This is a genomic window from Streptomyces sp. NPDC048419 (genome assembly GCF_043200415.1).
Taxonomy (GTDB): domain Bacteria; phylum Actinomycetota; class Actinomycetes; order Streptomycetales; family Streptomycetaceae; genus Streptomyces.
Map to the genome: position 1 here is coordinate 117,091 of NZ_JBICXT010000019.1, position 11,564 is coordinate 128,654.

An 11,564-nucleotide genomic window follows, 5' to 3' on the forward strand; every position below is an offset into this window, starting at 1 on the left:
GTTCATCCCTGGGTCTTCTGGATAGCTTCGCGAAGCACCTGGCGGTCGTCGAAGGGACGGACCACCCCGGCGATGTCCTGGCCCTGCTCGTGGCCCTTGCCCGCGACCAGCACGGTGTCCCCGGGCTGCGCGCGGGCGACGGCGGCGGCGATCGCGGCGGCCCGGTCCTCGAAGACCTGGACCTCACCGCGTTCGTGTGCTGGTACGGACGCCGCGCCCACGAGCATGGTTGCAAGGATCGCGAGGGGGTCCTCGGAGCGGGGGTTGTCGGAGGTCAGTACGGCGGTGTCGGCGAGGCGCGCCGCCGCGGCGCCCATCGGCTCCCGCTTGGTCTTGTCGCGGTCCCCGCCGCAGCCGAGCACGATGTGCAGGCTGCCCTCGGTGACCTTGCGCAGGGCGCGCAGCACCGATTCGACGGCGTCGGTCTTGTGGGCGTAGTCGACGACCGCGAGATACGGCTGCCCGGCATCCACGCGCTCCAGGCGCCCCGGCACGCCCGGTACGGCCGCGATGCCGTCGGCGGCGGACTGCGGGTCGAGGCCCGCGACGGCGAGAGCCACGATCGCGGCGAGGGTGTTGGCCACGTTGAAGGTGCCCGGCAGCGGCGACTTGGCGTCGATCCGCTCGCCCTCGGGGCCGATCGCGGTGAACGTCGAGTGCAGCCGGCCGATCTCGACGTCCTCGGCGCGCCAGTCGGCGTCGGGGTGGCCCTCGGCGGAGTAGGTGACGACCGGGACGGTCGCCTCCTTGGCCAGCCGGCGGCCGTACTCGTCGTCGACGTTGACGACGCCGAGCCTGCTGCGTCGCGGCGTGAACAGCTGCGCCTTGGCCTGGAAGTAGTCCTCCATGCCCGAGTGGAACTCCATGTGCTCCGGGCTCAGGTTGGTGAAGACGGCGATGTCGAAGACGCAGGCGTCGACCCGGCCGAGGACCAGGGCGTGGCTGGAGACCTCCATGGCGACCGCCTCGACCCCGCGCTCGCGCATGACGGCGAACAGGGCCTGCAGGTCGGTGGCTTCGGGGGTGGTGCGCTCGGACTTGATGCGCTCGTCGCCGATGCGCATCTCGACCGTGCCGATCAGGCCGGTGTTGCTCTTGGTCTTCAGACCGCCCTCGACGAGGTAGGCGGTGGTGGTCTTGCCGGAGGTGCCGGTGATGCCGATCTGGAGCAGATCGCGGCCCGGGTGGCCGTAGATCGTGGCGGCCAGTTCGCCCATCTGCGCCCGTGGTTCGTCGACGACGAGGACCGGCAGGCCGGTGGCCGCGGCGCGTTCGGCGCCGGTCGGGTCGGTCAGCACGGCGACCGCGCCGAGGCCCGCGGCCTGGGTGACGAAGTCCGCGCCGTGCAGACGGGCGCCGGGCAGGGCGGCGTACAGGTCTCCGGGGCGGACGGCACGCGAGTCATGGGTGATGCCCGTGACGTCGGCGGTGTTTTCCGGCCTCGCGGCACCCAGCTGATCGGCGAGTTCCGCCAGAGGTGCGGCGGAGACCTGAACCGGCCTGGGCGGCCCGGGGTATGTCACGGATGCGCCCTTCCGGGTGGTTTGGGACTGATCAGCGTGTGGCACGGCGGTGAGCGTACCGGGCGCACCCGCCTGCGGGCGAAGCGAGGGCACGGGCGGGGTCTGGTTCCCGGGATCGGGAGTGATCATGGTCACGGAGCGTTCCTGGCTGGTTGCGCTGATCAGGGCTTGAAGCTGACGGGGAGGTTCGCGGCCTTGGCCCCGGTGGGCGGGACCTGGAGGGTCTTCAGGGCGAACTCCATCACCTGCTTGAAGATGGGTCCGCAGATCTGGCCACCGAAGTAGCTGCCACTCGTGGCGTTCTGGATGGCGCAGTAGACGGTGACCCGGGGGTTGTCCGCGGGTGCGAATCCGGCGAACGACGAGGTGTAGCCGCGGTACTTGCCGGTGGCCGGATCCACGCGGTTGGCCGTACCCGTCTTGCCCGCGACCCGGTAGCCGGGAATGCGCGCCTTGGCGCCCGTGCCCTGCTCGTCGTCCACGACCGACTCCAGCATCTGGGCGAGCGTCTTCGCCGTCCTGGCGCTGACGACCCTTGTCTTCTTGGGCTTCGCGGCCGGTGTGAAGCGTCCGTCGGGTCCCTTCGTGCCGCGGACGAGCGAGGGTTCGACGCGTACGCCGCCGTTCGCGATGGTCGAGTAGACGGAGGCCGCCTGCATCGCGTTGACGGACACGCCCTGGCCGAAAGGAATCGTGTACTGCTGCGAGGTGGACCACTTGCCGGGCGGGGCGAGGATGCCCTTCGTCTCGCCGGGGACGCCGAGTCCGCTGTAGCTGCCGATGCCGAACCTGCGCAGATACGAGTAGAGGACCTTGTTGGCCTGCGCCTGCGTCCTGCCCAGCTGGCCGGTGGCCAGGATGGTGCCGATGTTGCTGGACTTGGCGAGCACGCCGTTGAGCGTCAGGTTCCAGGTCTCGTGGTCGATGTCGTCCTTGAACAGCCGGTCACCGCGGTGCAGCCGGTTCGGTACGACGACATGGGTCAGCGGGGTGGCGACGTTCTGCTGGAGCACGGCGGCCATGGACATGATCTTGGCGGTGGAGCCTGGCTCGAAGGCGTCCTCGACGGCCCAGTTGTGCAGCGCGCTTGAGCTCGCCTTGGACAGGTCGTTGGGGTCGAAGCCGGGCGAGTTGGCCATGGCGAGGATCTCGCCGGTCCGGGTGTCCTGCACTATCACGTAGCCGCGGTCCGCCTTGGACTTCGCGACCTGCTCGGTGATCGCGTTCTGCGCGGCCCACTGGATGTCGCGGTCGATGGTGAGCTCCACGTCGCTGCCGGGCACCGCGGGGGTCTCGGTGGAGCCCGCGGTGGGCACCAGGCGGCCGCCGGACTGGGCGTAGCGGATCTTGCCGTCCTTGCCGGCCAGGTCGCCGTTGAACTGCTGCTCGACGCCTCCGCCGCCCTTGCCGTCGAGGTTGACCCAGCCCAGCAGCCCGGCGGCGAGGTCGCCGTTGGGGTAGATGCGCTTGCTGCTGGGGTCGGCGAAGACGCCGCCCAGGACGTTGACCGTGGACTTGTCCGTCTCCCCCTTGGCGGTCAGGGCCGACTTCAGGTCCTTGATCTGCGTCCACACCTGCGGGGTCTGGCGGCGGGCGAGCAGGACGTAGCGCAGGTCCTTGTTCCCGGGGCGCAGCTTCTTGACGATCGACTCCTGGTCGACGCCGAGGATCGGCGCGAGAAGCGCGGCAGCCTGCTCGGGCCCGTCGTCGACCTTCAGTTGCTTGCGGTCGAACATCGTGGGGTCGGCCGTGATGTCGTAGGCGTCCACGCTGGCCGCGAGGGCCACGCCGTCGCGGTCGGTGATGCCGCCGCGCTCGGCGGCCAGGACATGGCCGACGTAGCGGTTCTGCTCGGCCTTGGCGGCGTACGAGCTCGCGTCGACGGCCTGCACCTGGAGCAGCCGTACGACGAAGGCGATCAGCACCAGGGTGAGGGCCAGGCTGACCATGCGCAGCCGGGGGCGGGGGCTGCCCAGCCGGAGGATCTTGGGGGCCGTGGGGCGGCCGGGTGCCGGGCGGCGGGCCGGGCGGGCGCCGGGGCCCGGGCGGCGCTGCCCGGAGGCGGGACGCGCGGGGCCGGGCACGCGGCGGCGCGGCGGTTGCCTTTCTCCAGAAGTGTCAGGCACTTCCGTCACCTGCCCGGAGTCGAGGTCGTCGGAGTGGGGAGGGCCGCCGGGATGGTCGCCTGCTCGGGAAGGGCCGCCGGCGTGGTCGCCCGGTCCGGAAGAGCCGCCGGCGTGGCCGCCAGGGCGGGCAGGTCCGTCGGTGTCGCGGACGCACTCGGGGCCGGCTCGGACGTGAGGGCCTCGGGCGGGAGCAGGACGAGCGGTCTGTCGGCGGCGGTCTGCTCGGCGGCGGCCGAGGGCACGCCCTTCACGGTGCCGTTCGGGTTCAGGAAGGCGGGGTCGCCGCCGGGGACCATGCCGAGCTCGCGGGCGCGGCGCTGGAGGGCCTCCGGGGCGGAGTAGGAATCGATGTCGCGCTGGAGCGCCTGCTCCTCGTCGGTGAGGGTCTTGGTGTCCTTCTGCAGGTCGTCCTGTTTGAACGAGCCTTCGCTGACCGCGGAGTTCAGCACCAGCAGCCCGATCAGGCCGCCGCCCAGCAGGAGCACGACGAGCAGGACGAAGGGGGTGCGGGCCGCCTTTCCGCGGTTGGCCGGGCCCGGGAAGAGGCGTGCGAGACGAGCGGCGCGCCCCCTCAGTTCGGGTTTCCTACTCACACCGCCTCCAGTGAGTCCGGTTTCCCAACTCGCTCACTCCCCCGCCCCTTCGGCAAACCGGCTCACTCGGCGTCCTCCCTGATGCGCTGAGCTCCGCGCAGCCGGGCGGGTGCCGCCCGCCGGTTCTCGGTGACCTCTTCCTCGGTGGGAAGTTCGGCACCACGGGTGAGCAGCTTGAGCCGGGGCTGGTAGCGCTCGGGCACGACGGGCAGTCCGGGCGGCGCGGTGTTCGCGGCGCCGGCCGCGAACACCTGCTTGACCAGACGGTCTTCGAGCGAGTGGTACGACAGCACGGCGATCCGCCCGCCCACGTCGAGCGTCTTCACCGCGGCGGGGATCGCCCGCTCCAGGACCGAGAGTTCGCCGTTGACCTCGATGCGCAGGGCCTGGAAGGTGCGCTTGGCCGGGTTGCCGCCGGTGCGCTTCGCGGCCTGCGGCAGCGCGTCCCTGATGAGCTCGACGAGCCGCGCGCTGTTGCTGAACGGCTCCTTCGCGCGTTCGCGCACGATCGCGGAGACGATCCGCTTGGCCTGCTTCTCCTCGCCGTACGCCCGCAGGATCCGGACGAGTTCACCCGCCGGGTAGGTGTTGAGGACCTCGGCGGCGCTCATGCCCGCCGTCTGGTCCATGCGCATGTCGAGCGGGGCGTCCTGGGCGTAGGCGAAGCCGCGGTCGGCCTCGTCGAGCTGCATGGAGGAGACGCCGAGGTCGAACAGGACGCCCTGCACGCGCGCGATGCCGAGCCGTTCCAGGACGTCGGGGAGCTCGTCGTAGACGGCGTGCACCAGGGTGGCCCGCTCGCCGAAGGGGGCCAGCCGCTCACCCGACAGGCGCAGCGCCTCCTTGTCGCGGTCGAGGGCGACGAGCCGGGCCTCGGGGAACTGCTCCAGCAGAGCCTCGCTGTGCCCACCGAGGCCCAGGGTGCAGTCGACGACCACCGCTCCCGGCCGCTGCAGAGCGGGGGCCAACAGGTCCAGGCACCGCTGGAGCATCACCGGGACGTGTCGACTCTGGCTCAAGGGGCCCTCTCAGATCCGGCACGGCCGTACGCACCGCCGGGTCCCCGCCCTCCCCGGCAAGCTGGGGCCCCGGAGAAGGAGAGGCCTGCCGGCGCCGGAAGCGTCAGCCGACCGGGAGCGGGAGGAGGCCGAGCCGTACGTACGCGCCGCGCGCCTGGGGAGGCCGTTTGCGCGTCCGGCCTCCGGGAATGTCAGTCCAGCAGGGAGAGCCTCGCCTCCCGCTTCGCGTCACTTTAGTCCACGCTGTCCCGCGGTCAATCAACCGGCCTGCGCGTCGCGCGGCAGGATGACTGCGATGCGGCGAATCAGGGAAAATCACCCGCACGGACCGGACTCCGCACCCATGTGGGGTACCTCACAACAGGAGTGTGATGACACCCTTTTCCCGCTCCCACACCGCGACCGGATCGCATTTGACCAGTAACGTCATAGGTATGACGACTTCCGCATCTGTTCCCACCGAGTCCGAAGGCGCCATACGCGGCGGCTCCGTCACCGACCGCCTCGTGGATGCGAACAAACGGTACGCATCCGCCTTCACCGACCCCGGCATGGACGCCCGCCCCGTCCTGCACGTCGCCGTCGTGGCCTGCATGGACGCTCGTATCGACCTGCACAAGGCCCTCGGCCTGCAGCTCGGCGACTGTCACACCATCCGCAACGCGGGCGGCGTGGTCACCGACGACGTGATCCGCTCCCTCACCATCAGCCAGCGCAAGCTCGGCACCCGCAGCGTGGTGCTCATCCACCACACCGGCTGCGGCATGGAGTCGATCACCGAGGACTTCCGCACCGAGCTGGAGCGGGAGGTCGGCCAGCGCCCCGCCTGGGCGGCGGAGGCCTTCGCGGACGTCGACCAGGACGTACGGCAGTCCATGCAGCGCGTCCGGACCTCGCCGTTCCTCCAGCACACCGAGGACGTCCGGGGCTTCGTCTTCGACGTGAAGACGGGCCTGCTGCGCGAGATCGATCCCGCCTGACCGCCACTCGGCCCTTCTCGTTTTTCGCAAAACCCGCGCATGCTGGAGCCCAAGCGTCGTAAAACCCGACATATCGCAGCCAGTTGTCCACAGTCGAGTGACACGAATCGGTAACGGCAGCAAGAATGCGGGTGTGACGTCACGCGGAACTATTCACGCGTGGTGTCTGTGGTTTCGGGGTGGGCCGGTCCGCATCGCAGAGCGACGGCCCGTAGAAAGAAACGGGCCGAGGAGGGCCGGGTGACGACCTATGACGATCGAGCGAGCCTCACTGATCTGACTGCCACTGTGGAGAGGGTCCGCAGTTCGGTGGAAGGAGTGATCGAGGGCAAGCCCGAGGTCGTACGGCTTTCGCTGACCGTACTGCTCGCCGAGGGACATCTTCTGATCGAGGATGTCCCCGGCGTGGGCAAGACCATGCTCGCCAAAGCGCTGGCCCGGTCCATCGACTGTTCGGTGCGGCGTATCCAGTTCACGCCGGATCTGCTGCCCTCGGACATCACCGGTGTGTCGATCTGGGACCAGCAGCGCCGGGACTTCGAGTTCAAGCCGGGAGCGATCTTCGCGCAGATCGTGATCGGCGACGAGATCAACCGCGCCTCGCCCAAGACGCAGTCGGCGCTGCTGGAGTCGATGGAGGAGCGCCAGGTCACCATCGACGGGCAGACCTACGAGCTGCCCAGCCCTTTCATGGTGGTGGCCACGCAGAACCCGGTCGAGATGGAGGGCACCTATCCGCTGCCCGAGGCCCAGCGAGACCGTTTCATGGCCCGGGTCTCGGTGGGCTACCCCAGTGCGGAGGCCGAGCTGCAGATGCTCGACGTCCACGGCGGCGTCTCCCCGCTGGAGGACCTGCAGCCGGTGGCGCACGCGCACGACATCGTGAAGCTGGTCGAGGCGGTCCGCGGCGTCCACGTGGCGGAAACGGTCCGCCGGTACGCGGTGGACCTGGTCTCCGCCACGCGCACCCACCCCGACCTCAGACTCGGCGCCTCCCCGCGCGCGACGCTGCACCTGCTGCGCGCGGCGAGGGCAGCCGCCGCCCTGAGCGGCCGGGAGTACGCGCTGCCGGACGACATCCAGACGCTCGCCGTCGCCGTCCTGGCCCACCGTCTGCTCCCCACCGCCCAGGCCCAGCTCAACCGCCGCACCTCGGAACAGGTCGTGCAGGAGATCCTGCAGCGCACCCCGGTCCCGGCGGCGCCCCAGCAGCAGAGCGGCTTCGGCGGCCTGGGCCGCGGCGCTCCGTCGTACCCCCAGCAACCGCCGCGGAGGCTGTGATGACCTTCGGGGGGACGGGGCAGCCGGACACCGACCGGGGCGAGAAGGGCGGTCTGCGCACCGCCCTGGCCGGTCTGACCACCCGGGGACGCTCCTTCCTGGCGGCCGGCGTCGCGGCCGCCGTCTGCGCCTACGTCCTGGGGCAGAGCGATCTGCTGCGGGTCGGCCTGCTGCTGGCCGTACTGCCCCTGGTCTGCGCGCTGTTCCTGTACCGCACGCGCTACCGGGTGGCCGGCAGCCGACGCCTCTCCCCCGGCCGTGTGCCCGCCGGCAGCGAGGCCCGCGTCCATCTGCGGATGGACAACGTCTCGCGGCTGCCCACGGGCCTGCTGATGCTCCAGGACCGGGTGCCGTACGTGCTCGGCCCGCGTCCCCGGTTCGTGCTGGACCGGGTGGAGCCTGGCGGCCGCCGCGAGGTGTCCTACCGGGTCCGCTCCGACCTGCGCGGCCGCTACCCGCTCGGCCCGCTGCAGCTGCGCCTGACCGACCCGTTCGGGATGTGCGAGCTGACCCGGTCCTTCTCGACGTACGACACCCTGATGGTGATCCCGCGCGTGGAGTCGCTGCCTCCGGTGCGCCTCGCCGGCGAGGCGAAGGGGTACGGCGACGGGCGGCAGCGCTCGCTGGCCCTGGCCGGCGAGGACGACGTGATCCCGCGCGGCTACCGCTACGGCGACGACCTGCGCCGCGTCCACTGGCGCTCCACCGCCCGCTACGGCGAGCTGATGGTGCGCCGCGAGGAGCAGCCCCAGCGCGCCCGCTGCACGGTGCTGCTCGACACCCGGGGCATCGCCTTCGACGGCGCGGGCCCGGACTCGGCCTTCGAGTGGGCCGTGTCCGGAGCGGCGTCCGTACTGGTGCACATGCTCGAACGGGGCTTCTCCGTACGGCTGCTGACGGACACCGGCAACTCGGTGCCCGGCGAGGGCTCCGACGGTTTCGCGGGCGCGAGTCAGGAGACGGCCGACTCGGCCGGGCTGATGATGGACACCCTCGCGGTGGTCGACCACTCGGACGGCACGGGCCTGTCGCGGGCGTACGACGTGCTGCGCGGCGGGAACGAAGGGCTTCTGGTGGCCTTCTTCGGCGACCTGGACGAGGAGCAGGCCGCGGTGGCCGCCAAGATGCGCCAGCGCAGCGGGGGCGCGGTCGCGCTCGTGCTGGACAGCGGTGCCTGGATGCGGGAACCCAGCGATGTGGCCGGGGCGTTGGACCGGCATGAGGAGCGCTTGCGGATGCTGCGGGAGGCGGGCTGGACGGCCCTGAGCGTGCCGCGGGGCGCTTCGCTGCCCGAGCTGTGGCGGCAGGCGGACCGTGAGCGCGCGGGCCTCGCCGTGACGACGGGGACGAGCCGTGAGGGGGCGGGCTCATGAGCGGGCGGGCACGGCTGGCGCTGTGCGCCTGGGCGGCCACACTGATGGCCTCGTGCGCGCTGCTGCCCCTGGTCACCCCCGCCACCTGGATCCTGCAGGCGGCCGTCCTGCTGGCCGTGCAGACGGCCGTGGGTGCGGCGACCCGCCGGGTGCCGCTGGCGCGTCCTCTGACGGTGGCGGCGCAGGCCCTGGTCACGTTGATGCTGCTGACGCTGGTCTTCGCCCGGCAGCAGGCCCTGGCCGGGATCGTGCCGGGCCCCGAGGCGTTCCGTCACCTCTCCGACCTGCTCCAGCAGGGCGGCGACGACATCGCGCGGTACGCGATCCCGGCGCCCTTGGAGTCCGACGGCATCCGGCTGATGCTCCTCGGCGGGGTCATGCTGATCGGCCTCGCGGTGGACACGCTCGCGGTGACGTTCCGCAGCGCGGCCCCGGCCGGACTGCCGCTGCTCGCGCTGTACTCGGTCGCCGCCGGGCTGTCCGACGGCGGTGCCGACTGGCTGTGGTTCCTGGTCGCGGCGGGCGGCTATCTGATGCTGCTGCTGGCCGAGGGCCGTGAGCGGCTCTCACAGTGGGGCCGGGTCTTCGCCGGGGCGGCACGCGCGCCGGGCGCGGAGCCGGGAGCGGTGGCGCCGGTCCGCACCGGGCGGCGGATCGGGATGGTCGCGCTGGGCGTCGCCCTCGTGGTGCCGCTGGCCCTGCCCGCGATGAACGGCGGACTGCTGGACGCCGCGGGAACGGGCGTGGGCAACGGCAGCGGCGGGGGCGGCACGATCTCCGCGGTCAACCCGCTGGTCTCGCTGCGCGACAGTCTGAACGTGGACGAGGACCGCCAGGTCATGTCCCTGAAGTCGAACAGCAACGACATCTCGAACCTGTACATCCGGATCGTCTCCCTGGACGACTTCGACGGCAGCACCTGGCGACCGGCCAAGCGGCATGTCACCGGTGTGCCGGACAAGTTCCCGACCCCGTCCGGCCTTGCCCCGGACGTCAAGCGGGCGGAGATCGAGACCCGTATCTCGGCCGCCGACTGGTACGCCCAGGACTGGCTGCCGATGCCGTATCCGCCGAGCGGCGTGGACGTCCCGGGCAAGTGGCGCTTCGAACCGGTGGGCATGACGCTGGTGGGCGACCACGGCGAGACCACGCGCGGCAAGACCTACCTGGTCAAGAGCCTCGACGTGCAGCCGACGGCGGAGCAGCTCGCGGACGCGCCGGCGCCGCCGGCCGCCATCAAGCGCGACTACACCAAGCTGCCGGACTCGGTGCCCGCGGTGGTCGCCAAAACCGCCCGCCAGGTGACCGAGGGGGCGAACACCCACTACGAGCAGGCGGTCAAGCTCCAGGACTACTTCGCGGTGAACGGCGGCTTCCAGTACAGCACCCAGGTGCAGGTCGGAAGCGGCCCGCAGGCGATCGCCCGCTTCCTGAAGGACAAGGAGGGCTTCTGCGTCCACTTCTCCTTCGCGATGGCGGCGATGGCCCGCAGCCTGGGCATACCGGCCCGGGTCGCGGTGGGCTTCGCCCCGGGGACGCCGCAGTCGGACGGCTCGGTGTCGGTGGGTCTGAAGGACGCTCACGCCTGGCCCGAGCTGTACTTCGAGGGCGTGGGCTGGACCCGATTCGAGCCGACGCCGAACCGGGGCGTGGCTCCCTCGTACACGCAGACGGACACCCCGGGCAGCAGCCTCCCCGACGTGTCGCGCCCCTCGCAGTCGGCGGGTTCGGCGGCGTCGTCCGCGCCGTCGGCGAGCACGAGCTGCTCGGCCGAGGACAAGAAGCTCCAGGCCTGCGCGGGCGCGCTGCCGGTGGACACGGCCAAGCCGCACGACGCGGGTCTCCCCTGGTACAAGATCGCCGGCTGGGCGCTGCTCGGGCTCCTCGTGATCGTCCTTCCGCTGCTGCCCATGCTGTGGCGACTACGACGGCGCTCGGTGCGGCTGACCTCGGCCCAGCACTCCGCGTCCGGGCCGAAGCCGGGCCGGCAGGGCCGCGGAGCCCGCGGGCCGGACGGCGGCACGGACGACCTGGCCGTGACGGCCCTGCAGGTCGAGGCCGAGGCGGGTTACGCCGCCGACGTGGCCGCGAACCACGTCCTGTCCGTCTGGCGTGAGCTCACCGACACGGCCTGGGACTACGGCATCGTGCCGGACGACGCGCTGACCCCGCGGAAGGCGGCCGCGCGCATCGTGCGGCTCGGGCAGCTGGACACGGCCACGGCCGACTCGGTGCACCGGGTGGCGGGCGCGGTGGAACAGGTGCTGTTCGCACCGGAGCCGCACGCCGAGCCCGGACTGGCCGACGACGTGCGCAGGATGCGGGTGGCGCTGCGGTCCAAGGTCAGCCGGCCCACCCGGGTGCGGGCTGTCGTGGCGCCCCGCTCGGCCGTCCGGGCGGTGTGGGAGTTCATGGACCGCTGGGCGGCTGTCAAGGCCCGCCTGGCCGAGCGCCGGTCGGCCCTGGCGGCGCTGGTGCGGCGGCCCTCCGGGCAGCAGAGCGGGTGACGGGAGCGCGCCGGTCCTCCGGGCGCTTCCCGTCTCGCGGGCACAGGTGAGGGGGGGGGGCCCCCCGGGGGGGGGGACCCCCCCCACCCGTGTGGTCGGGGGGTGGCTGGGCCCGGTGGTCGCGCCGGGGCGGGCCCCGCGGGGCGGGACGGGGCCACATAC

The 11,564-nt window shown here is 71.9% G+C and carries 8 protein-coding genes; 4 read left to right on the forward strand and 4 right to left on the reverse strand.

What is annotated here, in order from left to right; translation table 11 throughout:
• Positions 1–2: 2 nt before the first annotated feature.
• The 4 genes from ACGFYN_RS33120 to rsmH form a co-directional block, all read right to left on the reverse strand.
• On the reverse strand, positions 3–1,523 hold the full coding sequence (locus tag ACGFYN_RS33120; protein WP_393869610.1) for a UDP-N-acetylmuramoyl-L-alanyl-D-glutamate--2,6-diaminopimelate ligase: 1,521 nt from the start codon (positions 1,521–1,523) through the stop codon (positions 3–5).
• A 161-nt stretch (positions 1,524–1,684) separates the two neighbouring features.
• Complete coding sequence (locus tag ACGFYN_RS33125) at positions 1,685–3,649, reverse strand: peptidoglycan D,D-transpeptidase FtsI family protein (RefSeq protein ID WP_393869611.1); 1,965 nt, start codon at positions 3,647–3,649, stop codon at positions 1,685–1,687.
• A 5-nt stretch (positions 3,650–3,654) separates the two neighbouring features.
• Complete coding sequence (locus ACGFYN_RS33130) at positions 3,655–4,242, reverse strand: septum formation initiator family protein (RefSeq protein ID WP_393869612.1); 588 nt, start codon at positions 4,240–4,242, stop codon at positions 3,655–3,657.
• A gap of 62 nt (positions 4,243–4,304) precedes the next feature.
• Positions 4,305–5,261, reverse strand: a complete 957-nt coding sequence (gene rsmH, locus ACGFYN_RS33135; RefSeq protein WP_393869613.1) for a 16S rRNA (cytosine(1402)-N(4))-methyltransferase RsmH — start codon at positions 5,259–5,261, stop codon at positions 4,305–4,307.
• Between the two features lie 371 nt (positions 5,262–5,632).
• On the opposite strand from rsmH, the gene ACGFYN_RS33140 reads away from it, so the two are divergent.
• From ACGFYN_RS33140 to ACGFYN_RS33155, 4 genes are all read left to right on the forward strand, one after another.
• A complete protein-coding gene (locus tag ACGFYN_RS33140) occupies positions 5,633–6,241 on the forward strand; it encodes a beta-class carbonic anhydrase (RefSeq protein WP_393869614.1) in 609 nt (202 codons plus the stop codon).
• Positions 6,242–6,481: 240 nt separating this feature from the next.
• Positions 6,482–7,522, forward strand: a complete 1,041-nt coding sequence (locus tag ACGFYN_RS33145) for an AAA family ATPase (protein WP_393869615.1) — start codon at positions 6,482–6,484, stop codon at positions 7,520–7,522.
• Positions 7,522–8,895, forward strand: coding sequence for a DUF58 domain-containing protein (locus ACGFYN_RS33150; protein WP_393869616.1), 1,374 nt, complete (start codon positions 7,522–7,524; stop codon positions 8,893–8,895). The genes ACGFYN_RS33145 and ACGFYN_RS33150 overlap by 1 nt, the downstream gene beginning before the upstream one ends.
• Positions 8,892–11,402: a DUF3488 and DUF4129 domain-containing transglutaminase family protein gene (locus ACGFYN_RS33155; RefSeq protein ID WP_393869617.1), complete on the forward strand. Its 2,511-nt coding sequence runs from the start codon at positions 8,892–8,894 to the stop codon at positions 11,400–11,402. Before ACGFYN_RS33150 ends, ACGFYN_RS33155 begins: the two co-directional genes overlap by 4 nt.
• Positions 11,403–11,564 lie beyond the last annotated feature (162 nt).

Excerpts from the sequence above, each read along its gene's own strand:
- ACGFYN_RS33150 (WP_393869616.1), top strand. The coding sequence starts at position 7,522 with ATGACCTTCGGGGGGACGGGGCAGCCGGACACCGACCGGGGCGAGAAG.
- ACGFYN_RS33140 (WP_393869614.1), top strand. The coding sequence starts at position 5,633 with ATGACACCCTTTTCCCGCTCCCACACCGCGACCGGATCGCATTTGACC.
- ACGFYN_RS33155 (WP_393869617.1), top strand. The coding sequence starts at position 8,892 with ATGAGCGGGCGGGCACGGCTGGCGCTGTGCGCCTGGGCGGCCACACTG.